The sequence below is a fragment of the Aeromonas sp. R5-4 genome (genome assembly GCF_040908215.1).
Lineage (GTDB): Bacteria > Pseudomonadota > Gammaproteobacteria > Enterobacterales > Aeromonadaceae > Aeromonas > Aeromonas veronii.
Map to the genome: position 1 here is coordinate 206,891 of NZ_JBFODG010000026.1, position 24,492 is coordinate 231,382.

The following is a 24,492-nucleotide window of genomic DNA, read 5'->3' on the forward strand; positions in this document are numbered from 1 at the left end:
GGTTGGCCAGCAACTGCTGCGCTGGCTCAGCCCCTTGCAGTTATAGCGAACTGGCTATTAAAGCAACAGAATACTGGTTCACAAAGGAGCCCTGTGGCACTCTGGGACGTCAAAGGGAAGACCCACACTGACACCTGATGTGTCCCCACTGCAAAGGAGCGCCACCGATGGCCAAAGCAAGCAAGAAAGAGATCAAGAAGAAGATCGCCGCTCGTCTTGAGAAAATTGCCAAGCATGAAGGCAAGATCAAGAAGCTGAAGAAGGCCCTGAAGTAGGGCCCATCGCATAAGAAAAACCGCCAATAGGCGGTTTTTTCATCCCCCTTTCGCCCCTTTACCATCGTTTTGATACCAACGGCCTTGATGTAAACGCCTCAAGCGCACCTCGGCAGAACAACCCGACTGAAGCCACGCACGTTCTCATCGCTGATATTTGGTCTAACAGCGCCAATCGGGCGCCGCGCGCGCCCATGACAGCAACTACCTTCAACGGAGTGTTTGATATGAGCCAGCAGTGGAGCGCCATATGTACTCTTACACCCTCACCTTCAAGGAAGATGTCGATCGCCTGACCGCCCCCGAGCAGGAGATCACCTTGCAGAGCCCCGCTCAGGCGGGGGATTTTATTATCCTCTCCGACGGCAGCCGCCATCAGGTGATGTTTGTCACCCACAGGGCCAACTACAGCAGCCTCTATCTCGACAAAGGGGTCAGGGTGCCGCAGAGTTAGTGGCTATCGCCTTCAATTGATGGGGCTGAGTGAAATATTCACGCCAGAGACATAATGATCATCGCATCATGTCAATGTTCCTTTATCTCTATCACGATATATCTGAGGAAGCGCGATGAAAAAATACAACATTGTCTTATATCAAATTCAATTTATTTAGCCACGAAAAAGCAAATCATACCTCACAAAAACGAACCACCATCACTCAATATCATTGACCACATCCTTGGTCCGTTATAAAAATTACTTTGCTGAACATATTTATTCGCAAGTCATTATTAGTGATGGAGTTATCACAATGAATAAAGTTATCTTACCCATAGCATTAATTACCTGTGCCACGCTCGCTCACGCAGAGTCCAGCACTATTATCAACGGTCTGGATTTTGGTCCATTAGCTCAGTTGGCTGGCACATGGAAAAGCACCGATGCTGGTGGTGTAGATGTAGCACCCGGCCAGGAGGGTAGCAAAGTTGGCAAAGGGGGGCCAGCAGTGGAACCCTTTTACGAAGTCATTACTTTTGAACCGGCTGCCGATGCTAAAAATGCCAGCGAACAATATCTGGTAGCCATGTATTACAAGCAGGAAGTATTCAGAAAAAGTGATAATGGGAAATTTCATGACCAACGCGGTTATCTGATTTATGACAAGACCAATCAGCTTGTTTACAACTCATACTGTATACCCCGTGCAGTCTGTGTGGTCACTGAAGGCAAAGCGGGTAACAAAATCGAGTTCAAGACGGGCAAGCGCGGTATTGCGGAAAGCAATTATATGACCATTAATGATTCCACCGCGGATTTCTCGATGACACTGGACTTCTCAGAGAAAGATCTCCTCAAATACAGTCAAACCACCAACCTGATGGTGTATGGCAAGCCATTCGCACACTCCGATAGTGCATCCCTGACCAGAACCAATTGATGTTTCATGGCCAAGGTATTCATTACCTTGGCTTTTTTATATTCGTCGATAATCTATCCTGATGGCATCCCTATCCCACTCGGGATTGAGCACACCGGCATACCAGAGTGTCAGAATGACATCCATCTGATTGTTATGCTTCACAACCTTGCCGCTCTTACAGGCCGAGATCACCTCCAGCCATAACTGCTCGGGATTGATCGGCTTGGTAATATCCTTGTGTGACAATAAATCAATGGCAGCCAACACATATGCTCTGGTTTTGGTCGCAGCTATATAATGAACTGGCATGATGCAACTGATACAACCAAGACTGCAAAGAGTCAAAAAAGTTACCTTTGGATTATTCTTGAATTTCCCTGTACTAATATCATCACCAAATGCTTCAGCAATAGCCATATCCCAGGCGGTGACATGCCCATAATTATTCTGCACCATCAGATGAACAGCTCTCAGCGCTGCACCACCATATTTACCATAGATAATCATCACTAACCCCTCCGTTTGCCACATAGTAAGGCCGAACAGGCGAGATAGGCTAAAATAAATATCAATCACGACCATCGATTTTTTCCATTGATAACAAATCCATTATTAGCTGAATTAAATATTGATCCATATCAATGTTATATCTTTATCTATCGAAAGGTTGACTGGTCGATGTCAGCCTTCCAATATCATTCATCAACATCCATTTTCGTGTATAAACAGGTTCACCCAGCCTAGAGCACCTCTATTTTTACTTTGATAATCCCGTCGCGAATATTACCGATGGTGCTAAAAGCCGATTTGGAGAGATCGATAATACGCCCCCTTTTAAAGGCGCCGCGATCATTGACCTTGACCACTACGCTCTTGCCATTGGCGAGGTTGGTGACCCGCACCATGGAGCCAAAGGGCAATTCCATATGGGCGGCGCTATTGAGGTTGTTGCGATAGAGCTCGCCGCTGGCGGTCTTTTTACCGTGATAGCGGTCGGCATAATAGCTGGCATAACCGGTCTCGCTGTAGCCGCGCCAGCTGCCGCCGTGACGCTCGTCATAACGGCTGCTACAGGCGGCCAGCAGCAGACAAAGAGATAACAACAGCCCTTTCTGGATATGTTGCACCTTTCACTTCTCCTCTCTTCTTCTTTTCGCTATGCGCAATTTTGCTTCTTCGATACGGCAGGTGACGCTGGCGACACGTTTGCAGACGGGAGCTCTCACCTTGCCATAGCTCCAAGGCACTCACCATGTTACTCGCCTTGTTGTCAGGCAGCAGCGACGGTACGGCTACTGTGCCATATCTTCCATGTAAAAAGGGAGGCAAATGCCTCCCTTTCAACTAGTTACCGGTCATCCCGTATCGGGATGGGCCAGAAACTTCTCAGGCAATCAGCTTGTCGTCGGCAAAGCCGAAGCCGCGCAGACCCACCACATGCACGTGCTCGTGCTTGCCCTGCACCTTGCGGATGAGCTTGTAGGTGGTGCCCTTTTCGGGACTGATGTTCTCGGGCGCCGCGATAAGCAGCTGCATATCCTGCCGCTCGCACAGCTCGAACAGGGTGGCGATGGATTTGCCATCCAGACGGGCCGCTTCGTCGAGGAACAACAGACGGCAGGGGGCGATATCCTTGCCGCGCAGACGGCGGGACTCCTCCTCCCAGCTGATCAGCACCATCAGCAGAATGGCCTGACCGGTACCGATCGCCTCACCGGTGGAGAGCGCGCCGCTCTCGGCACGCAGCCAGCCATCGGCCCCGCGCTGCACCTCGATCTCCAGCTCCAGATAGTTGCGATAGTCGAGCAGCACGTCGCCCATCACCTGATAGCTGCGATCCCCCTGCTCGATCTGCGGATTGAGGCGCTGGAACAGCTTGGCCATCGCCTCGGAGAAGCTGAGCTCCTTGTCGGCGAACAGATCGTTGTGCATGGCGGTTTGATCGGCCAGCGCCGTCAGCAGACGGGTGTGGGCCTCGCGGATATTGACGTTGAGGCGCACCCCGCGCACCAGACCGAAGGCGATGTTCTGCAAGCCCTGGTTGAGTACCCGGATGCGGTTCTGCTCGCGGCGGATGATATTGGTGATCTTGGCCGCCACCTCGTGGGAGGAGAGCGACAGATGGGTTTCCCGCTGCTTGAGCTCGTCAGCGAGACGGGCCAGCTCGATCTCCATCTCCTCGATCGCCTCGACCGGGTCATCGGAGCGGATGATGTCGTTGCGGATGCGATCTTTGAGGTAACGATAGACCTGCACGTAGAAGGCGACCTTCTGCTCGGTGCTGCGGTTGCCCTCCGACAGTCGCAGCGCATCGCGCAGAGCCTCGTCGTGGGCCACCGCCACCCGCAGGGCGCCGAGGGCCTTGTCCGACATGGAGCGCAGCTCGTCGCTGTCAAGGTACGCCAGCTCGCGCTTATTTAAACGCTTCTCGACGTCGGTCTCCCGCGCCAGCCGCACCACCCGCGACCAGCTCGCCTTGTGACCCACCAGGGATTTACGGGCGCTGTAGTAATCCTTGCCTTCGAGCTTGAGACGACCGCCAAGGGATTCGATCTCCCGCTTGGTGACCTGCAACTGGGCCTCGGCGCTGGTGCGACGGGAACGGGTACGGATCAGCAGCTCTTCAATCTCTTTCTTGTGGGCGCGCGCCTTCTCTTCCATATCGTCAGAGAGGGTCAGGCCCATAGCTGCCAGCTCCTGCTCGAACTCGGTCAGGGTCTGGCGCTTGGCCTCGACGCTGGAGTTGAGCGCGGTACGCAGTTGCAACGCCTCGGTGTGGCGCTGGGCAATCTGCTTGTGCTGCTCGCCAGCGGTGCGGGCCGCCAGCTCAGCCGCTTTCAGCTTCTCTTTGAGTCGCTCGCTCATCTCGGAGGCCTTGCCCAGCAGGTCTTGCGCATCCTGATAGGCAAAGTGCGGCAGGCGGGCCACCAGCTGATCGAGGGCGTAGCACCGGCGTTTCTGCTCGGCCAGCAGGTCGCTCACCTCATCATAGGCGGCCTGCAGCGCGGCAAGATCCTGCGGATCCTGACGCAGCACCTGCACCATGGTTTCCAGCTTCTCCAGCGACTTGCCGTGTTTGGCGATAAAGGCTTCGGCCTGTTTCAGCGCTTCCACATCGGCGTGTGCCTCCTCGAGGCGAGCCGCCAGATCAGTCTCGGCAAACAGGTGGGCAAAGGGCAGCATCCCCTGCACCAGCTGGATATGGCGAGTCAGCTGGGCGGCGGCCGCTTTGGCATCACTCAGCTGCTTGTCGCACTCGCCGATGGCCCCTTGTAGGGTGCGCAGTTCGGCCTGTTTGGCCTGCACTTCGGCTTCGGGGTCGGGGCGGAAGGCGATATCCAGATGCTGACCGATAAAGTCGCGGAAGTGACCGTAGAGACGGTGGTACTTCTGCTGCTCGAAAGCGGCCTTGGCGTAACCCTCGATCAGCCCTTCGCGTTCAAGGTCGAGCTGCTCGATCCGTTTTTCCCGCGCCGCGCGACCAAACAGCGGCAGCTCGGGATAGCGGGAGAAGCGCACCTGACGCTTGCTGGTGCGCACCAGCACGGCGTCCCCCAGCTCGTCCGCTTCCACCAGATCCTCGTCAAAGGAGTCGGGGTTGCCCTGAATCAGGTAGATATCTTCCGGGCAATCTTCCAGCTTTTTCAGCCGCTCGATGGCACCTTCAAGGTCAAGCACCACCAAAGCGCTGCGAGCCGGGCCGTAGAGCGCGGAGTAGTAAGGGGCATCGTCGATGGAGATGTCGTCGTAGACATCGGAGAGGAGCACGCCCCCCACCTGCTCGGCGATGCGTGCAAGACGGGGATCCGCCTCGCCAGCCCCCAGCTGCAGGTTGCGAATTTGCAGCTCCAGCGCCTGTTTCTGCGCCGCGATGCGGTTGCTCTCCTGCTCGAACTCGCGCTCCTTGTCGAGCACCGTCTGCATACCGGCCGAAAGCTCTTCGGCGGTGGCGAGCGGCAAACCGCTCTGCTCGCGCAGCTGCTCGAGTTTTTCAAAGGATTTCAGCCAGCGCGGCGCAAGCTTGGTGAGCTCCGCAATATCGCGGCCCAGCTGGTTACCCTGATGCTCGAGGCTGGCGCGGCGCTGGTTCACCTCCGCCTGCTGCTCGGAGAGCTCCTCCTGACGGGTGCGCTGGGCTTCGAGGAAGATTTCCAGCTCATCGCTGCTGGTTATAAGCTGGCCAGAGGCCTGCTGCAGCTCATCGCGCAGCTTGAAGAGACTCTTCTGGCTTTCGCTCTCTTTCTCGAGGCGAGCCAGCGCGGCGCGAAGACCCTGCCCTTGGGCAATGCGGGCCTTGTCTTCGATGTGACGCTTGAGCAGCGCCTGCGCGGAAGGCCAGGCGGCCTCGCGCACTGTTTCCGGAGCGATGCTGAGCAGCAGCGCCAGCGCCGCTTCGTGCTCGGCCACTGCCGCCTTGGCCAGTGCCAGCTGTTGCTCGGCCCCCAGCACCCGGCTGGTGAGGCTCTGCTCGGCTGCGCGGAACTGGTGCAGGGTGTCGCTCGCCTGCTCAGCGGTCAGCCCCGGCAGCTCGCACTGCTCGCGGGCAGCCTCCAGCGCCTGCACCGCCTGACGGTACTGGATGGCGCGGGTCTGCTGGATATCGAGCGCCTGCTGGTAGTCGGCCAGCTGGGTCTTGAGGCTGTCTACTTCTGCCTGCGCCAGCTCCTTGCGCTCTTCCACTTCCAGCAGCTGGCCGTGGATCTCCTCCACCACCGCCTGCTGCTGTTCGAGTTTGTCAGAGAGATCCGCCAGATCGGCGCGGTACATCTCGATCTTCTTCTGCAAGCTGACAGCCGCCATCACCTTGGCCAGATGCTCGGAGGCAGACTCCAGCTCGTCGGTCAGCAATTTTTCGCGGTTGGTGAGCTGCTCCACCTCGTCGGCCAGATAGATGGCGCGCTGTTTCTCTTCGGCCAGAATGCGGCGCTTGTCGGCCAGCTCCTGTCGCGCCTTGAGGGCCAGCTCGGAGAGACGGCTCTTCTCGGCAGCGTTGCGCACATAGTCAGCGGCCACATAGTGGGTGGTCTCGGTGATCAGGTTCTTGAACAGATCCCGCTGACCCTGGGTCTCCTTGATCGCTTCCAGCGTGCGGCGGTTTTCATAGATGGCAGCCTCCATATCTGCAAACGCCTTGCGCACCCCGGAGTTCTCCGGCAGCAGGTATTCGCGCAGGGAACGGCTGATGGACGAGGAGATGCCGCCGTAGAGGGAGGCTTCGATCAGGCGATAAAACTTGCCGCGATCTTTTTGGTCACGCAGCTTCTTCGGGGTGATGCCGAACTCGAACATGAAGTTGTGATAGTCGGTCACCGTATTGAACTTGGCGACTTTCAGCGCCCCCAGCTCGGCGGCCGCCCCTTTCAGATCGGTAAAGGCGCGTACCCGCCCCTTGCCGCCATCAAGCTTCTCCAGCAGCAGATCGGTCGGTGCCAGATTCTCCGGCACATCCACCAGCGCGAACGGGGTGATGTTGACCTTGTTGTCACGGTTGGCCACCTGCTCGAGGTGCACGCCGACCCAGATCCGCTGTTCGCGGCTGTTCATCACTTCCAGCAGGGAATAGCAGTGACCTCGCTGCAGCTTGCCGTAGAGCCCTTTGTCACGGGAGGCACTGCTCGATCCCGCTTCCGTGGTATTGCGGAAGTGAAGCAGTGACTGGTCGGGGATGAGCGCCGCGATAAAGGCCGCCATGGTGGTGGACTTGCCCGCGCCGTTACCGCCAGAAAGGGTGGTGACCAGCTGGTCGAGATCGAAGGTCCGGGCAAAGAAGCCGTTCCAGTTGACCATGGTCAGGGATTTGAACTTGCCTCGCACCGGTTATACCTCCAGATCCAGTTGTTCTTCATCGAGATCCGCCTCGATGTCATCAAAGAGCGAGTCGCTGCTCGGCATTTCGTCGTCGTGGAAGATGGCTTCACCCTCTTGGATCATCCGCAGCTGAACGGCGCGCGGATCTTCATCGGAGCGCACGTCAGCGGCGAAACGGAACACCGATTCGTTGACCCGGAATTTATCCCCGTTGCCAAGGGCGGTGATCATGCCAAGGCGACGCAGACGGCGCATGGAGGTACGGATCTTTTCGAGCAGCTTCTTCTTGTCGAGATCGGTACCGCCGGAGCGGCTGTTGACCATCCGCAACAGCTGCTTCTCGTCGGCGAGGCTCAGCACCTCTTCCTGCAACTCGGCCATGGCGAATACCCCTTCCGAAGCCAGACGATCCGGGCTCAGGTAGAGGTAGCAGAGCACCTTGCCCACCAGCATATCGAGCTCGGAGAGCACAGTGGTGCCGATGTCGGAGCTCGGGCGCGGACGCAGGTAGAAGAAGCCTTCCGGCGCCTTGATCAGCTCCACCTGATAGCGGCCGTAGAAGATCTCCAGCTCGCTGTGATATTCGACCAGCGCCGAGTGCTGCTCGAACTCGTCGGCACTGATGTGGCGACCGGAGCGCAAGGCGGTGTCGATGCGCGGAAACAAGGGGTTGGCAATCGCCTCTGCAAGCCGCAGCGGCAAGGGAAACTCAGTATTGATCAATGACATAGGCCTGAACCTTGGATCCAGCTTGGTTAATGGGTTTCCATGCGGGTTGGCGATGCAGTTCGCGCTCGCCGCTGGCATGGCCCAGGCGCACGGCCTGGTCGATCAGAAGACGCGCCACATCGAAGTGGGCATGAGCCGGGTAGTCCAGCAGGTATTCCCGCAGCACATCGGCCAAGTCCAGCTGTTGCCCCTGCTCGGGGTAGCGGGCCAGATAGCGCTCGATACGCTCGGCCAGCTCCTGGTTGATGTCCACCATCTCGACATACTCCATCTCGAGGGGCACCTCACCGGTCACCTCCTCGTCGTGGATGGCGATGGTCTCGTCGCGCAGCTCCAGCAGACGGGGCTCTTCGGCCACCCGCAGCTGCCAGTTGTGCTGCTCGAAATTGCGGATGGACTCGCGCAGCCGCTGGCTGAAGGCACGGTTCTTGTCCATGTCGATGGCGTTGCGGATAAATTTGTGGACGTGCCTGTCGTAGCGGGACCAGAGCTCGATGCACTGCTGACCCCAGCTGGTGATGACGTCAAGACGACCTTGCAAGGCGTGAGTCAGCTCCTCGACGTGGAACAGATCGTCGCGCCCCTGCGCCGCTTCCTGAATGTTGAGCAGCCCCGCCTGCAGGCGGTGGCCGGCAGCGTCCAGGGTATCCTGCAGCTCGCGCAGGGTCTGGCCGGTCTCGTGCAGCAGCTTTTCGCAGCTGTGAATGGCATCGACCCAGTTCTGGGTCAGCAGGGCCGCGATTTCGCTTTTGACCTGATTCTGCTGCTCATCCATGGCGCGCTGGGTGAGATCGATGCGCCCCAAGGTTTCTTCCAGCGAGAAGGTGAGGCGCGGCAGCACCTCGGCATCCCACTGCTCGCGGGTGTTGGTCTCGAGCGCCGCCTTGCGGGCGGTGTCGAGCTCGGCAGCCAGGTGTTCGAGCAGAATGGAGAGCTTGATGGAGTCAACCTGACGCTGATCCATAAAGAAGTCGACGATGCTCACACCCAGGCGCGACAGGCGGTAGAGGCTCTCCCCCGCCACCATGTCGGTGTTGAAACGTGACAGCAGCTGCTGGCGAATGAGATCGTTGATGGCGTTGTTGGCGCGACCGGTGAGGGTCTCGTCCATCTGGCCGAAAGCGCTGCTGACATAGCCAAAGGCGTCGTGCAGTGCTGCTTCCGACAGGTCCGACTCATCTTCGGATAGCGTCTTGATTGCAATCAGAAAGGCCAGCCGGTCGGTCGGCAGGCTCAACGCCAACCCCTCCTGCCTGACCCACCCTACTAGCTCCGGCAAAGAACGCTCTGGCAGGGTACGGGATGTACTCATCATGATGTTGTCATCTCGTTGTTGTATTGGGCGCAAAATCGTGCGCGCGGCTACATCCGGTAGCATCGAAAACATGGTTCACATCGAAGTGAACCGCGAGCAATCAGCTGGCCGGCTTCTGGGCCATCACATGGATATAGCGACCGAGGGAGACAAAAGGCTCCTGACGGCAATATTGCTGCTCCATGGCCAGCAGATCGTCGAACTTCTCCACCTGATCCTGCTTGTGACGCATATAGTCGTGGATGACCCGCACCCCCGTCTTGCCGATGATGCGCAGCCCCCCGCGACCAATCCAGTCATAGACCTGCTCCGGCAGCTGGGGATTGGTGGGCGTAAGCGCTGTCTGGCGCTTCTTGCGAAGGCCAAGGCGCACATAGTCAAAATTGCCCACCACCAGGCTCTGGAACAGCAAACCATGACGGTTGTAGAAAAGCAGCGACAGTATGCCCCCGGCATTGACGAAAGGGAACAGACCCAGCAAGGTCTGGCGCGGCTCGGCGAGCCACTCCAGCACCGCATGGCAGAGCACCAGGTCAAAGGTCCCGGTCACGTGTTGCTTCAGATCCTGAATGGGGCAATGGATGAGACGGATTTTGTCTTCCAGCCCCTTCTCGGCGATCTGGCTGCGGGCCAGTTCCAGCATTTCTGCTGATAGATCGCACAGCTCCACCAGATGGCCCATGGCCGCCAGCTTCTGGGCAAAATAGCCGAAACCGCCCCCCGCATCGAGGATGCGCAGCGGTCGATTGCCAAGGCGGGCCAGGCAGGCTTCGATGTCGCTCCAGACAATGGTGGTGCGGATGCGCCCCTTGGTGGAGTCGTAAATGTTGCGGGCGAACTTGTCGGCGCGCCCGTCAAAACTCTGATCGTGCTTCAAGGAGAAACTCAACATTAGCGCCACAGGGTTGTGGCCATCCCAAAAAAGAGAGGTATTCTGTCACATCCCGAATTTGCTGAAAACTCAAGGAAGTGTCTGTCGTGTTTGTGATTAAAAAGTGGCTGGGTCAGCTGTTGATGCCGCTCCCCTTCTCCCTCTCCCTGCTACTGGTCGCCCTGCTGCTGCTCTGGTTCACCCGTTTTCAGAAAACCGGCAAGCTGCTGGCCACCCTCTCGCTGCTCATTGTGGCCCTGATGGGGATGCGGCCGGTGAGCTATGAACTGGCCCGCGGGCTGGAGCAAACCTTCCCGCCGTTCGAGGTGAGCCAGCATCCCAACATCGAGGCCATAGTGGTGCTCGGCAATGGTCATGTCAGCGACCCGGCGGTGCCCGAGCGCTCCTGGCAAAACAATATTGCCCTGGCCCGCACTCTCGAAGGGGTTCGCCTCGCCCAGGCCTATCCGGACGCCGAGCTGGTTTTCTCCGGCTATGTATCGGGGGATACCCTCTCCAATGCCGAGGTCAATGCCCGGATGGCCGAGAGCCTCGGCATTCCCCGTTCGCGGATGACGTTGTTTGAAAACAACAAAGACACTCATGATGAGGCGGTCAGTATCAGTCGTCACCTCAAGGGAAAAGAGGTCGCGCTGGTCAGTTCTGCCACCCACCTGCCACGCGCCATGGCCCTCTATCAGGGTCAGGGACTCAATGCCGTGCCAGCCCCCACCGATTACACCGCCAAGCAGAGCCAGGTACCCCAGCCCCTCTACAGTTATTTACCCAAAGGGCGTTATCTGATGTATTCCGAAGCTGCCATCCACGAATGGATTGGGGTATGGTGGGCTCGCTTGCGGGGGCAGGTTAACGAATGAGCGATCAAGCGTTTCATTCCTGATTTGGATCAGGAAAGCGAAAAAAAATTACGTCATTTGCCGCCGGGTCAGCTATCTTGGGCTCGGTTCAATTCATATAATGTCGCGCAATCAAATGCCTAGGAGATATACAAGATGAGACAGCACCTGGTAATGGGTAACTGGAAACTGAACGGCACCAAGGCTTCTGTAGAAGCTCTGATCAAAGGACTGACCCCGGCTGCTGCCGCTCATCCTTCTGTGCAAGTCGCCGTCTGCCCGCCGGTTATCTTTTTGGGTCTGGTTGAGCAACTGACCGCTGGCAGCAAGATTGCCTACGGTGCCCAGAACGCTGACGTTCACGAGTCTGGTGCCTTCACCGGCGAAAACGCCCCCTCCATGCTGAAAGCCTTTGGTTGCACCTACTCTCTGGTCGGCCACAGCGAGCGTCGTACCCTGCACGCAGAGACTGACGACGTGGTTGCTGCCAAGTACGAAGCGATCCAGAAAGGCGGCCTGGTGCCGGTTCTGTGCATCGGTGAAACTCTGGAGCAGTTCGAAGCCGGCGTGACCAAGAACGTGGTTGAGACCCAGCTGAAAGCCGTTATCGACCGTTGCGGCATCGCTTCCTTCAACAACGCCGTTATCGCTTACGAGCCGGTATGGGCCATCGGTACTGGCAAGACTGCCACTCCGGAGATCGCTCAGTCCGTTCACGCTCACATCCGTCAGTACCTGGCCGGTTTTGATGCCGCCGTTGCTGCCAAAGTACAGATCCTGTACGGCGGTTCCGTCACTGGCGCCACTGCAGCCGACCTGTTCGGTCAGCCGGACATCGACGGTGGCCTGGTCGGTGGTGCGTCCCTGAAAGTGGACGACTTCTCCCAGATCATCGCTGGCGCTGCCAAGTAATCGCTGATTACGGCAAAGAGAGGGGCTCGTCCCCTCTCTTGTATCGCTTTTCCTATGGTGGCCCCCGCATCCCATATGAAAGCCGATATAGTAAAAGTGGCTTGTCTATTTAAACATTCGTATTTGACAACTCAGATCCAGAGGCACTCATGACCAAACAAATCAAACGTATTGGTGTTTTGACCAGTGGTGGCGACGCACCGGGTATGAACGCAGCCATTCGCGCCGTGGTTCGCGCCGGTTTGCATCATGGCCTGGAAGTTTACGGTATTTATGATGGCTACCTCGGTCTGCACCAGGATCGCATCGTCAAGCTGGAGCGTCACAGCGTCTCCGACGTGGTGAACCGTGGTGGTACTTTCCTCGGCTCCGCCCGTTTCCCTGCTTTCAAAGACCCCGCTGTGCGCGCCGAAGCGATCGAAAACCTGAAAAAACACGGTATCGATGCGCTGGTCGTCATCGGTGGTGACGGCTCCTACATGGGGGCCAAGAAGCTGACTGAAGAGGGTTTCCCCTGCATCGGCCTGCCGGGCACCATCGACAACGATATCGCCGGTACCGACTTCACCATCGGCTTTGATACTGCCCTGAACGTGGTAGTTGACGCCATCGACCGTCTGCGCGACACCTGCAGCTCCCACCACCGTATCTCCGTGGTCGAGATCATGGGTCGCCACTGTGGCGATCTGGCCATGTCTGCTGCCGTTGCCGGTGGTGCCGAGTATGTGATCGTGCCGGAAGTAGCCTTCGACAAAGAGAAGCTGCTCAAGCAGATCAAGGAAGGCGAAGCCAAGGGCAAGAAGCACGCCATCATCACCATCTGCGAGCACGTTACCGACGTGAACGCGCTGGCCAAGGACATCGAAGCCCTGACCGGTCGTGAAACCCGCGCCACCATCCTGGGCCATATCCAGCGTGGCGGTGCCCCGACTGCCCGTGACCGCATCATGTCCAGCCGTATGGGTGCTTACGCCGTTGAGCAGCTGCTGGCTGGTCACGGTGGTCGCTGCGTCGGTATCCAGCGCAACGAGCTGGTACACCACGACATCATCGACTGCATCGAGAACATGAAGCGTCCGTTCGATCAGGAGCTTTACAACCTCTCCACCACCCTGTTCTAAGCCTCGCGGCTTTTTACCGGCTGTTGATGACAAAAACCCTCCATCGGAGGGTTTTTTAATATCTTACAAAAACGGGGGCATCCGCACGCTTTGTGGCCCTCACCATAAGGGTTGCCTGATTCCCTACCCTTGCGCCATCTGACAGATCACCAGCCTTCCCCTCCTCACACCAACCCGCATCAGCTTACGAACAGAGTTCCGGTATTGTCGTGGATGTTTTATCACTGCGAACCAGATTACGTTGACCTGTGCTCTGTCGACCCTGAAACGGGCTTGTTCGGCCTCCTCGTCATACGCCGCTTTTTATATCTCAATCTTGTAGAAGGGACGCAGATATCTTACCCAACCATGCTCCGGCGCAGCTCTCGTATTGCAATCACATGACTCACGCAGGTGCATCGCCCACGCAAATCGCTGCTCGCGCTCAGCCCAGCCCAGCCCAGCCCAGCCCAGCCCAGCCCAGCCAGAGAGTATGCCTCTGCCCTATTGCGCACCTCACTCTTGCTGCGGCCATGTCTATTCCGAGGCCGACGGGAAAATTGGCGGTGATAAAACAGCCAGCTGCTACTCTGTCCCCCCCCGATGCACGGCTCTCCTCCCTATGAATCCAGTGTATTGCTGTAAAAATGCGGAGACTCTGGACTGATAAAGTGATGGTGTGACAAGGGTTGGCAACCAGACTCTCTCCATAGACTTCTTTTGGATGGGCTATCTATGTCAGGAATCGTCAAATCATTGCCTTGCGCACTTTTTATGGCCTCAATGACACTATTACGAGGGTGAAAACTTATAAAACGCCACTTGAGCTCCATACAAAACCCTTCACAAAACCAGCCAACAGCTCACCAACTAATTGAATTTAAATGAAATAACCATAAAAACAGAATCTTGAATGCCTAACATGCCATAGCAGGTGATAAAATCAGCTCAATATGACAAAAATAGCCATCTCAACCAGCCACGCACATAAAGCAGCTATTTTATCAACTTACACCTTGTTTTACCCCCTTGTTATGGTATCTTGACTACATCAACCAACAACTTAGGGAGAGAAAAATGAAAGAGTTTGTCGTTACTGCCGTTTTCACGGTGTTTTTCACCCTGGTTGCTGTCTCTCTGCCCTCACTGTCACAGTTCTGAGCCGGATAGAGAGGCATCAATCCGGACCGACCCTCTTTGCCATGTCTGTTTAATCGCCACCAACTGGCGCTTTTCAGCAATAATGCCGAGATGGTCAACATAGATATGATTTCATCACGTTGACGCTGTTTCTTTCGCCACAAGGGTGTAACCAGGATGGTTTAACCATATGGCCTGATGGAGTAGAACCAGCAGCAGATCATATCCGAGGGGAGCAAGGCTCCCCTTTTTGTTACCCGCCGTTTGACAATCCCCTACCCCGGCATCTACAACAGGCCGGTTGACGCCACACGGCCCATGCCCACAACTGATGTTTTCCCCTCCTGTACTCTCCATTCAACACAGCGACATCCGTCAGCAATCTCTTGTGCACACCTTTGCTCTGATACTTGTCCGGCAGATATAAAAAAGCCCCCGCCATCATGGCAGGGGCTCGCGTTACGCAGTGTCAGCTTAAGGCTGTTATATCTCAGCCCAGCTCAAAGCAGTTATGCCTTGTTCCAGCGCTCTGGGTCATATTCCGGGCTGAAGCGGTCAACAATGACAGCACAGGCCGCATCGCCGGTGATATTGAGGGAGGTGCGGATCATGTCGAACAGACGGTCCAGCGCGAACAGCAGCGGCAACCCTTCGATGGGGATCCCGGCCGCCAGCAGCACGGCAACCACCAGGAAGCTTGGGCCAGGCACACCGGCCTGACCGATCGCGCCCAGAGTGGAGGTCACAATGATGGCGGCCCAGGCACCGACGCTCAGATCGATGTTGTAAACCTGAGCAAAGAAGATGGCGACCAGACCGTAATAGATGGCGTTGCCGCTCATATTGATAGTGGCACCCAGCGGCAACACGAAGGAGGCGGTCGCGTTGGTCACTTTCAGATCATGCTCGCAGGTCTCCATATTGACCGGCAGGGTCGCCATGGAAGAGGCGGTGGAGAAGGCCACGATCTGTGGCTTCTTCATGGCAGAGAGGTACTTCATTACCGGCGTGTTGGAGAACATCATCACCAGCAGCGGGTAGACCACAAAGCCGAAGATGAGGATGGCAGCCACATAAACCACGAACAGCTTGAGCACCAGGGTCAGCACATCGAAGCCATAGGTACCGATGGCTTCCGCCATCAGACCGAACACCCCGAGCGGCGCGATGATCATCACCTTGTTGATCATCCAGACGAACGCATCCACCAGAGTATTGAGCCCATCGACCAGCGGTTTGGCCCGCTCGCGCGGCTGTTTGGCCAGCGCAATGCCGAGGAACATGCAGAACACCAGGATCTGCAGGATGTTCGCTTCGTTGAGGGAGTTGAAGACGTTGGTGGGGATCATGCCAAGCAAGGTGGCGACTGCATCCGGCAACGCCCCTTTATCGGCGTAGTCACCACCAAACATAGAGGCAACGGAAGCGAAATCGACCCCGACACCCGGTTTGAAGATCTGCCCCATTACCAGTGCCAGCAACACGGCCAACGCGGAGGTCACAAGGAAGAAAGCCAGCGTAGCCGCACCGATCTTGCCCGCCGCCGGGCTGGCGCCCAGATTGGCGGCGCCGGAGAGGATGGCTACTGCCACCAGCGGGATCACCAGCATCTTGATCAGCTGGATAAACAGGGTACCGAGCGGTGCAAACACGGTGGCTTGTTCACCCATGAACGCGCCGACCACTGCGCCCAGTACCATGGCGACCACAACCTGGAAGCCGATGTTTTTAATGAGTCCTTTAGTTAACACAATATGTTCCTTTATGTAGCAAAATTCACACTTTTCCCAGTGCAATTAACCAAACAGGGGAATGAGCGGCTGCCCATTCCCCTGTTTGCGCGTGTTATCTCACATTTAATTGCTGTTTTAAATCAGCAAATCATTAACCTTGGCTATTAATAAGTTTGCGAAAAAGTAAAGATTCAAAGCGGTCTCGGCGATTTTTACCTCATCCCCCATGACAACTGGCAAAAGATTGTGCTAGTTTGGCTGCACAAACGTACACACAGGGATGTAAAGATGCTGAAAGTTAACGAGTATTTCGACGGAAATGTAAAATCTATCGGTTTCGAACAAAAAGGCGAGAAATCAACCGTCGGGGTGATGAACGCCGGTGACTACCTGTTCAACACCGCCGCCCCCGAACGGATGACAGTGATCAAGGGCGCCCTCACCATCCAGCTGGCTGATGAAGATGAGTGGCACACCTACAGCCAGGGTGAATCCTTCCTGGTGGCCGGTCACTCCTCCTTCAAACTGGAAGTGAAAACCCCCACCGCCTACTTGTGCGAATTTCTCGACTGATCAGGCCGGTTGAAGGGGATCAGCCCCTTCAACTTTCTTGGTCCCCCCAGCCCCATTATCTGTGTCCATGTCACAGCACCGCACATCCCCGCTTCCTATCCATGGCAAAAATCCTAGAATAAACAGACATAAACCATCACCGGATTGATGTCATGATCAGCGTGTTTGACCTGTTTTCCATCGGAATTGGCCCCTCCTCTTCCCATACCGTCGGCCCCATGCGTGCCTCCTATGCCTTCGTCCAGCAGCTCAAGTTGCAAGGGCATCTGCCACAGGTCACGCGGGTCGAAGTGGAGTGTTACGGCTCGCTGGGCCAGACCGGCAAAGGGCACGGTACCGGCAAGGCAATCATTCTGGGGTTATCGGGTTTTGAACCGGAATCGGTCGATATCGATGCGATTCCTGCCATTCTGGCTCGAGTGGAAAAGGAGCAGAACCTGCCGCTGGCAGGCGAGCAACCAAGCCATTTTCCGCGCACCGGTGCCATCATCTTCAACCGCCGCAAGACCCTGCCGGCCCACACCAACGGCATGACTCTGCGCGCCTTTGATAAAGAGGAAAACCTGTGCTTCAGCCAGACCTACTACTCCATCGGGGGCGGCTTCATCATTGAAGAGAGCCACTTTGCCACCGCCAAGGAGGAGGCCGCCAAGTCCGATGCCGAACACCCAGTCCCCTACCCGTTTGACAGCGGGGCCCAACTGCTGGCCCACTGTCAGGAGAGCGGCCTCTCCATCTCGGGGCTGATCCTGGCCAATGAGCGGGTATTTCGCAGCGATGAGCAGATAAAAGCGGGGCTGCGCAAGATCTGGCAGGCGATGCAGGGCTGCGTCGAGCGAGGTTGCAAGAGCGAAGGGGTGCTGCCGGGCGGCCTCAAGGTTCGGCGCCGCGCCCCTGGGCTGTTCCGCCAGCTAAGCTGCGAGACCAACTTCAACAAGGATCCGCTGATGGTGATGGAGTGGGTCGATCTCTTTGCGCTGGCGGTCAACGAGGAGAACGCCGCCGGTGGCCGGGTGGTGACCGCCCCCACCAATGGCGCCGCGGGCATCATTCCCGCCGTGCTGCACTACTACGATCGCTTCGTTCACAAGGTGGATGACGAGACGCTGATCCGCTACTTCCTCACCGCGGCTGCCATCGGCATCTTATATAAGAAGAACGCCTCCCTCTCCGGGGCCGAAGTGGGCTGTCAGGGTGAAGTTGGGGTTGCCTGCTCCATGGCGGCTGGCGCGCTGACCGAACTGCTGGGGGGTAGTCCGGCCATGGTGGAGAACGCCGCCGAAATAGGCATGGAGCACAATCTCGGCCTCACCTGCGATCCCATCGGCGGACTGGTGCAGGTGCCCTGCATCGAGCGCAACGCCATGGGGGCGGTCAAGGCGATCAATGCCGCCCGCCTCGCCCTGCGCGGCACCGGTGAGCACAAGGTGTCGCTCGACAAGGTGATCAAGACCATGTGGGAGACTGGCAACGACATGAAGACCAAATACAAGGAGACGGCCCGTGGTGGCCTCGCCGTTAACATTACCGAATGTTAAAAAACGGCAAATGAATCCATTTGGTTCCGAAATGCCCGGCATCGCCGGGTATTTTTATGGGCAAACGCTTAACAAAATGGATAAGCACAAAAATAAATTTTATACTCGCGCCTCAGATTCAACAAAAATAGATCTATTTCAACTTTTTTTAGGTCTGGAGCCGTTACACTACGGTTATCTGGTTCTGTGACCTGCGCTGACAAGCGCGTTCCATGGATCTCCCAAATTTCTGTGAGTGGGCATGCCGCCCCCTTCTACCCTGAGGTAATAGTGACATGATCAGCGTTTTTGATATCTTCAAAATCGGTGTAGGCCCCTCTTCTTCCCACACTGTTGGCCCGATGAAAGCGGCCAAACAGTTTGTTGACGAGCTGCGCGCGGGCGGCAAGATCCGCGATGTAACCCGGATCAATGTCGATGTCTACGGCTCCCTCTCCTGGACTGGCAAAGGCCACCATACCGACACTGCCATCATCATGGGCCTGGCTGGCAACCTGCCGGAAAATGTCGATATCGATGCCATCCCCGAGTTTATCTCCCGTGTTGAGCAGACCGAGCGCCTGCCGATCGGCCTGCACTGCCACACCGTCAGCTTCCCGCGTGACGCCATGGTATTCCACGACGAAGCCCTGCCGCTGCACGAAAACGGCATGAAGCTGACTGCCCTGATCGAAGATGAAGTGGTTTACAGCAAGACCTACTACTCCATCGGTGGTGGCTTCATCGTTGACGAAGAGAACTTCGGCAAGGCTGACAGCGGCGACATGTCCGTACGCTATCCGTTCAAGAGCGCCGCCGAGCTGGTTGCCCATTGCAGCCAGACCGGTCTCTCCATCTCTGCCCTGATGATGGAAAACGAGAAGTGCTTCAACACTCCGGAAGAGATCTACAAGAAGTTCGGCAAGATCTGGAACACCATGCGTGAAGGTATCGAGCGCGGCTGCCGTACCGAAGGTGTTCTCTCCGGCCCGCTGCGCGTACCCCGTCGTGCCGCGCCGCTCTACCGTCAGCTCAACACCAACGAGAACCTCTCGAGCGATCCGATGAACATCGTTGACTGGGTCAACATGTTCGCTCTGGCCGTGAGTGAAGAGAACGCTGCCGGTGGCCGCGTGGTCACTGCACCGACCAACGGCGCTGCCGGTATCATCCCAGCCGTACTGGCTTACTACGACAAGTTCATCCAGCCGGTTGGCCGCGACGAGTACACCCGTTTCTATCTGGCTGCCGGTGCCGTCGGTATCCTCTACAAGATGAACGCCTCCATCTCCGGCGCCGAAGTGGGCTGTCAGGGTGAAGTGGGTGTCTCCTGCTCCATGGCCGCTGCCGGTCTGACCGAGCTGATGGGCGGTAGCCCGGAGCACGTCTGCGAAGCCGCCGAAATCGGCATGGAGCACAACCTGGGTCTGACCTGTGATCCGGTTGCCGGTCAGGTACAGGTGCCTTGCATCGAGCGTAACGCCATCGCAGCCATGAAGGCTGTCAACGCCTCCCGTATGGCCCTGCGTCGTACCTCCAAGCCGCGCGTCTCCCTGGACAAGGTGATCGAGACCATGTACATCACCGGCAAGGACATGGACTCCAAGTACCGTGAAACCTCCCGTGGCGGTCTGGCCATCAAGGTGATGCAGGTTGCCTGCGAATAAATAGGGGTTGCGACCCTCATCTGAACAAAGGCGGGATATCCCGCCTTTTTTACTGCCCAGATGGGATGCCGGGCACTTAAACCGGCATACCGACCATTTCACTGTAGGGCGTCGCTGATATGTCCCTGCTACGCCACTGCGATGCTGATTGCTTTTTCTAAATACCTCTCTAATTACATACCTTGATTAACTCTTCTCAATGCATTGAAAGGGACATTACGCCCCGACATGAAACCTTTTACCCGCTATCTTGCCCCAGCCACGATTCCACAACTAATCGATATCGAGATGCCCCCTCAGCTCAATATCCCCCCTTTGGTCATACCCTTGTTTGGCAAGACGCGGTTACCGCTCACCCTGCGGATTATCACGCCGCCACATTGATTGCCTCCTATGTGATACTTCGTGATCAGGGCAAACAATCAAGCACACAAACAGGGGGTTAGCTCATCATTTTGGCCACAGCGCATCGCTCAAACTGGTTTTAGCACCGTTATCACCGCCCTCTTTACGCGCCCTTTGATGGACAACTCATCGCGCAGTGGAGGCCAAAAAAGCGCCCAAGGAAGAGGCTGAAATAATCGATGAATAAGCCAATAGCCGTTGAAATGGCGGATATGAGAGCACGCCGCTCGCTATTTTTGTGAGCGCCAGCAAAGGTTGAGGATATGGTGTTGGGAGTAGATTGACTTTCTATTTAAACAGCGAAAAGTGAATATCACCAAAGGGAGGGTTTAATTTGGCCAGATCCTGTCACGGGATTATCGCAAGCTACCTCACCGGGGCCGGAATGCGTCATGCAGAGTCACAAAGAATTAGCCCCGCTTGACAGAACGCACAACGGGGCTGGATATTCAGGATGGTTTTTTCAGGCTGGCCTTGTGCTGCTCCAGCAAATTCTCGGGAGGCGGCGGCACCTGCAGGTAGAACCCCTGGTTGGTCAGCGCGGCCATCACCTTGCCGACATCAGCCAGCCCCAAGGGCTTGGCCGGATCCAGCTTGGTCATCAGCACCAGCTCGGGACGCCCGAATGCGCTCAGCAATGGCTCGGGAACGCGGGAAAAATCCTCTCTTTTTTCAACAAAAAGGTAGGTCTCGGCTTTTTTGCGACTTTTATAGACTGCACACAACATGGAAATTGATATAATCCGACGAGTTTATTGCCTCTGATGGGGGCAAACTATAACATCAGGAATTGAATAACAATAACGGATTAGCATCTCTGCCTCGGGGAAGATTCATGGTTGAGCGCGATAACGAATTGAAAGGGACCACCTTCACTATTTCTGTGTTGCATATCAGCGATGGCGAGCCTGAGCGGATACGTCAGTTGTTGGCCGAAAAAGTGGCCCAGGCACCCTACTTTTTTAATTGTGCGCCGCTGGTGATCAATGTTTCCCGACTGGAACATATTCCCGATTTCGAACAGCTCAAGGAGCTGGTGGAGTCCGAAGAGTTTGTGCTGGTCGGCATCACGGGGGCGCGCAGTGAAGAGATGAAGACAGCCGCCAAGGCGGTGGGACTGGCCGTGATGGCCTCGGGCAAGAGTCGCAAGAGCGAACCGGAACCCGAGCCTGCCCCCGCGCCAGCCGCCCCTGAGGTGGTTCCCGAGCCCGAACCCGCCCCCTTGATCCCGAGCAAGGTACATGTGGGACCGGTTCGTTCCGGCCAGCAGATTTACGCCGCCGGCACCTCGCTGGTGGTGCTGGGGTCCGTCAGTCCGGGAGCTGAAGTGCTCGCCGACGACAGCATTCATATTTATGGCACCCTGCGTGGCAGAGCCATTGCCGGTGCCCGGGGAAACACCCAGGCCCGGATCTATTGCCAGCAATTACAGGCCGAGCTGCTCTCCATCGCGGGCACATTCCAGCTGAGCGATGCATTGCCGGCAGGCCTGATCCAGCAACCGGTACACGTCCGGCTGGACAACGAACAACTCCGAATAGACCGTATCAAATAGAGTTACAAGGAAGCGAGAATGGCGCGAATCATAGTCGTTACATCGGGTAAAGGTGGCGTTGGCAAGACCACAACCAGTGCGGCCCTGAGCACCGGCTTAGCCCAGCGTGGTCACAAGACAGTGGTCATTGACTTTGACATCGGTCTGAGAAACCTGGATCTCATCATGGGCTGCGAGCGGCGCGTGGTGTATGACTTCGTCAACGTCATCAATGGGGAAGCAAACCTCAATCAGGCGCTGATCAAGGACAAACGCTCGGAAAATCTGTTTATCCTGCCCGCCTCCCAGACCCGGGACAAAGATGCCCTCACCCGTGAGGGGGTCGAGAAGATCCTGGATCAGCTGGCGGAGATGAAGTTCGATTACATCGTCTGCGACTCCCCGGCGGGGATCGAGGCGGGCGCACTGATGGCACTCTATTTTGCCGATGAAGCGATCGTCACCACCAACCCGGAAGTCTCTTCTGTGCGTGACTCCGACCGCATCCTTGGCATCCTGGCCTCCAAGTCCCGTCGCGCCGAGCGTGGCGAAGACCCCATCAAGGAGCACCTGCTGCTGACCCGCTACTGCCCGACCCGCGTCAACCGCGGCGACATGCTGAGCGTGCAGGATGTGCAGGAGATCCTGGCCATCCCGCTGCTCGGGGTGATCCCGGAGTCCCAGGCGGTGCTGCGCGCCTCCAACTCCGGCGAACCGGTTATTCTGGACAAGGAGTCCGATGCCGGTCAGGCCTACGAAGATGCGGTGTCCCGCCTGCTGGGCGATGCCAAGGAATTTCGTTTTCTGGAAGAAGAGAAGAAGGGCTTCTTTAGCCGACTGTTCGGGAGTTAAACATGTCATTATTGGATTATTTTCGTTCCAACAAGAAACAGAACACCGCACAACTGGCCAAAGAGCGGTTGCAGATCATTGTTGCTCACGAGCGTTCATCCAGAGGGGGGCCGGATTACCTGCCCCAGCTCAAGCAGGACATCCTCGATGTGATCCGCAAATACGTCAACATTGATCCGGAGAAGATAACCGTCCAACTGGATCAGAAGAGTGATGAGCTGTCGGTACTGGAGCTCAACATCACCTTCGCCGATGACAAGAAGGGATGAGCTGACGCCCTATGCGTGACCCCTTCCCCCAATGAAGACCGGATCCTGTCACTGGATCCGGTTTTTTATTGGCACAAAAACAGGTCACAGCGGCTCGCCTCATCTCGCCAAGGGGTCTGCCGACCGCTAGAATAGCGCCGCCCCGCAGGCAGTGATCTGCGCGGCACCTTTTTCTCTTTTCTGGAACAGACCGCTTATGTCTATGAATGACGAAATGCACAGCGTCGAGGAACTGCTCGATACCGCCCTCGAACTCTTTATGGAGCTGGCCTCTGACAACCTGCCGGAGCAGGAGATCGCCCGCTTCAATCAGGAGTTCAACGACCGCGGCCTGCTGGCCGAAACCGACCCGGCCGATGACTGGGAAGCGGACGTGGGATTTGCGGTGAGCGACACCGACTATGCCGAGATCTGGGTAGGCCTTGGCAATGAAGAACAAGAGTATGAGCACTTGTTTGCCCGCATGCTGCTCTCCCGCCGTGTTGACGAGAAGTTCTGCCACATCGAATGGCTGCCCCAATAATTCCGGATCCCGATGATCCGAGCCACTATCAGTGGGAGTCTGACCCTGACTCTGTGGCCCCTGAGCGTCCATCTGCATCGCTTGGGCGCCGGGTGTTGAGGTGGGCAGGCAAGATCGCGCTGGCCGGGCTGCTCTGCTCGGTCGGCTCGGTCGCCTTGCTGCGTTTTATCGATCCGCCGATGTGGAGCTGGCGTATCGAGCGGGCCCTCTTTCCGCCCGCCAAGATCACCCAGGTACGCCATCAATGGGTAGATCTGGAGTCCATCTCCAAGGAGCTGCAACTGGCGGTGATCGCCGCCGAGGATCAGCGCTTTGCCGATCACAACGGCTTTGACATGGATGCCATCAACGCCGCACTCAAGCACAACCAGCACAGCGAACGGGTGCGCGGTGCCAGCACCCTCAGCCAGCAGACCGCCAAGAACCTCTTTATGTGGAGTGATCGCAGCTTCCTGCGCAAGGGGCTGGAGGCCTGGTTTACCCTGCTGATGGAGCTGGGTTGGGACAAGGCCCGCATTCTCGAGGTCTATCTCAATATCGTGGAGTTCGGCCCCGGCATCTATGGCGCCGAAGCCGCGGCCCGTACCTACTTCGGCAAACCGGCCAGCCGCTTGACCCGCTACGAGTCATCCCTGCTGGCCGCCGCCCTGCCCAATCCGTGGCGTTATCGGGTCAAGCCCCCTTCACCCTATGTGCAGAAGCGCTCGGTCTGGATCCGCCGCCAAATGGGTCAACTGGGCCAGATCACCCTCAATCGGGTGCATCAGGCAGACTGATCCTCAGGGCTCATCGGGTTTCTCCGGTGGGCCCAGATGGCCGCCCACCGTCTCGCGGTGGAGTGGCAGATAGTGCCACCACCAGGCCTCGCGCCGTCGCTTGATCTGTTGCCGCCGTCCCCGCTGCTTCATCCCCTTACTCCCTGCCAGCTGATCCGCGCCTTAACCATACTCCCCCAACAGCAACTTGGACAGGTCAACCACGCCCGGCGCACTGGTCTGGCCGCCACAGCCAATAATTGTTACAGTAGCGAACCTCGATGTATCTGGAGTGA

At 57.0% G+C, this 24,492-nt stretch carries 22 protein-coding genes; 13 read left to right on the forward strand and 9 right to left on the reverse strand.

The genetic code is table 11. The features are described 5' to 3' along the window. The first annotated feature begins 525 nt into the window (after window positions 1-525). The gene (locus AB5Y83_RS13390; RefSeq protein WP_110303762.1) at window positions 526-729 is read left to right on the forward strand and encodes a hypothetical protein; all 204 of its coding nucleotides are present in this window, start codon (window positions 526-528) and stop codon (window positions 727-729) included. Window positions 730-1,027: 298 nt separating this feature from the next. Continuing rightward, window positions 1,028-1,654 carry a heme-binding beta-barrel domain-containing protein gene (locus AB5Y83_RS13395; RefSeq protein ID WP_236398366.1) on the forward strand — a complete coding sequence of 209 codons (627 nt, stop codon included), beginning with the start codon at window positions 1,028-1,030 and terminating at the stop codon, window positions 1,652-1,654. Window positions 1,655-1,690: 36 nt separating this feature from the next. Here AB5Y83_RS13395 and AB5Y83_RS13400 read toward each other — a convergent pair whose 3' ends face one another. The 6 genes from AB5Y83_RS13400 to cmoM form a co-directional block, all read right to left on the reverse strand. After that, window positions 1,691-2,218 carry a hypothetical protein gene (locus tag AB5Y83_RS13400; protein ID WP_236398364.1) on the reverse strand — a complete coding sequence of 176 codons (528 nt, stop codon included), beginning with the start codon at window positions 2,216-2,218 and terminating at the stop codon, window positions 1,691-1,693. 158 nt (window positions 2,219-2,376) lie between these two features. Further along, the gene (locus AB5Y83_RS13405) at window positions 2,377-2,763 is read right to left on the reverse strand and encodes a septal ring lytic transglycosylase RlpA family protein (RefSeq protein WP_368175327.1); all 387 of its coding nucleotides are present in this window, start codon (window positions 2,761-2,763) and stop codon (window positions 2,377-2,379) included. Window positions 2,764-3,022: 259 nt separating this feature from the next. Next, entirely contained in the window at window positions 3,023-7,450 is a 4,428-nt protein-coding gene (gene mukB, locus AB5Y83_RS13410) for a chromosome partition protein MukB (RefSeq protein ID WP_368175328.1), read from the reverse strand. A gap of 3 nt (window positions 7,451-7,453) precedes the next feature. After that, the gene (mukE, locus tag AB5Y83_RS13415; RefSeq protein WP_005345759.1) at window positions 7,454-8,173 is read right to left on the reverse strand and encodes a chromosome partition protein MukE; all 720 of its coding nucleotides are present in this window, start codon (window positions 8,171-8,173) and stop codon (window positions 7,454-7,456) included. Beyond that, window positions 8,154-9,488, reverse strand: coding sequence for a chromosome partition protein MukF (gene mukF / locus AB5Y83_RS13420; RefSeq protein WP_005345760.1), 1,335 nt, complete (start codon window positions 9,486-9,488; stop codon window positions 8,154-8,156). The genes mukE and mukF overlap by 20 nt, the downstream gene beginning before the upstream one ends. A 100-nt stretch (window positions 9,489-9,588) precedes the next feature. Further along, window positions 9,589-10,365: a tRNA uridine 5-oxyacetic acid(34) methyltransferase CmoM gene (gene cmoM, locus AB5Y83_RS13425; protein ID WP_319920503.1), complete on the reverse strand. Its 777-nt coding sequence runs from the start codon at window positions 10,363-10,365 to the stop codon at window positions 9,589-9,591. A gap of 101 nt (window positions 10,366-10,466) precedes the next feature. Between cmoM and elyC the strand changes: the two genes are divergently transcribed. The 3 genes from elyC to pfkA all read left to right on the forward strand — a co-directional run bounded on the left by elyC (window position 10,467) and on the right by pfkA (window position 13,249). Continuing rightward, window positions 10,467-11,237, forward strand: coding sequence for an envelope biogenesis factor ElyC (gene elyC / locus AB5Y83_RS13430; RefSeq protein ID WP_319920504.1), 771 nt, complete (start codon window positions 10,467-10,469; stop codon window positions 11,235-11,237). A 135-nt stretch (window positions 11,238-11,372) separates the two neighbouring features. Next, the gene (gene tpiA / locus AB5Y83_RS13435) at window positions 11,373-12,128 is read left to right on the forward strand and encodes a triose-phosphate isomerase (protein ID WP_005336839.1); all 756 of its coding nucleotides are present in this window, start codon (window positions 11,373-11,375) and stop codon (window positions 12,126-12,128) included. A gap of 149 nt (window positions 12,129-12,277) precedes the next feature. Next, complete coding sequence (gene pfkA, locus AB5Y83_RS13440; RefSeq protein WP_005336840.1) at window positions 12,278-13,249, forward strand: 6-phosphofructokinase; 972 nt, start codon at window positions 12,278-12,280, stop codon at window positions 13,247-13,249. Window positions 13,250-14,877: 1,628 nt separating this feature from the next. Here pfkA and AB5Y83_RS13445 read toward each other — a convergent pair. Then, a complete protein-coding gene (locus AB5Y83_RS13445; RefSeq protein WP_005360943.1) occupies window positions 14,878-16,119 on the reverse strand; it encodes a dicarboxylate/amino acid:cation symporter in 1,242 nt (413 codons plus the stop codon). Window positions 16,120-16,389: 270 nt separating this feature from the next. Here AB5Y83_RS13445 and AB5Y83_RS13450 point away from each other — a divergent pair, with 270 nt between their 5' ends. From AB5Y83_RS13450 to AB5Y83_RS13460, 3 genes are all read left to right on the forward strand, one after another. After that, window positions 16,390-16,674 carry a pyrimidine/purine nucleoside phosphorylase gene (locus AB5Y83_RS13450; RefSeq protein WP_005336842.1) on the forward strand — a complete coding sequence of 95 codons (285 nt, stop codon included), beginning with the start codon at window positions 16,390-16,392 and terminating at the stop codon, window positions 16,672-16,674. Window positions 16,675-16,826: 152 nt separating this feature from the next. Then, entirely contained in the window at window positions 16,827-18,212 is a 1,386-nt protein-coding gene (locus tag AB5Y83_RS13455) for an L-serine ammonia-lyase (RefSeq protein WP_219263830.1), read from the forward strand. 275 nt (window positions 18,213-18,487) lie between these two features. Beyond that, a complete protein-coding gene (locus tag AB5Y83_RS13460) occupies window positions 18,488-19,858 on the forward strand; it encodes an L-serine ammonia-lyase (protein WP_005336844.1) in 1,371 nt (456 codons plus the stop codon). A gap of 854 nt (window positions 19,859-20,712) precedes the next feature. Here AB5Y83_RS13460 and AB5Y83_RS13465 read toward each other — a convergent pair. Beyond that, window positions 20,713-20,991: a YcgL domain-containing protein gene (locus AB5Y83_RS13465; protein WP_005360946.1), complete on the reverse strand. Its 279-nt coding sequence runs from the start codon at window positions 20,989-20,991 to the stop codon at window positions 20,713-20,715. A gap of 107 nt (window positions 20,992-21,098) precedes the next feature. Between AB5Y83_RS13465 and minC the strand changes: the two genes are divergently transcribed. The 5 genes from minC to mtgA all read left to right on the forward strand — a co-directional run bounded on the left by minC (window position 21,099) and on the right by mtgA (window position 24,217). Further along, window positions 21,099-21,818, forward strand: coding sequence for a septum site-determining protein MinC (gene minC / locus AB5Y83_RS13470; RefSeq protein WP_013723728.1), 720 nt, complete (start codon window positions 21,099-21,101; stop codon window positions 21,816-21,818). 18 nt (window positions 21,819-21,836) lie between these two features. Beyond that, window positions 21,837-22,649: a septum site-determining protein MinD gene (minD, locus tag AB5Y83_RS13475; protein WP_005336847.1), complete on the forward strand. Its 813-nt coding sequence runs from the start codon at window positions 21,837-21,839 to the stop codon at window positions 22,647-22,649. 2 nt (window positions 22,650-22,651) lie between these two features. Beyond that, window positions 22,652-22,918 carry a cell division topological specificity factor MinE gene (minE, locus tag AB5Y83_RS13480; RefSeq protein WP_005336848.1) on the forward strand — a complete coding sequence of 89 codons (267 nt, stop codon included), beginning with the start codon at window positions 22,652-22,654 and terminating at the stop codon, window positions 22,916-22,918. 196 nt (window positions 22,919-23,114) lie between these two features. Beyond that, window positions 23,115-23,441, forward strand: coding sequence for an HI1450 family dsDNA-mimic protein (locus AB5Y83_RS13485; RefSeq protein ID WP_005352317.1), 327 nt, complete (start codon window positions 23,115-23,117; stop codon window positions 23,439-23,441). After that, window positions 23,426-24,217 (forward strand): monofunctional biosynthetic peptidoglycan transglycosylase, encoded by a 792-nt coding sequence (gene mtgA, locus AB5Y83_RS13490; protein WP_162632605.1) that lies wholly within the window; start codon window positions 23,426-23,428, stop codon window positions 24,215-24,217. Before AB5Y83_RS13485 ends, mtgA begins: the two co-directional genes overlap by 16 nt. 3 nt (window positions 24,218-24,220) lie before the next feature. Here mtgA and AB5Y83_RS13495 read toward each other — a convergent pair whose 3' ends face one another. Continuing rightward, window positions 24,221-24,349: a hypothetical protein gene (locus AB5Y83_RS13495; RefSeq protein ID WP_019445852.1), complete on the reverse strand. Its 129-nt coding sequence runs from the start codon at window positions 24,347-24,349 to the stop codon at window positions 24,221-24,223. Between the last annotated feature and the right edge of the window lie 143 nt (window positions 24,350-24,492).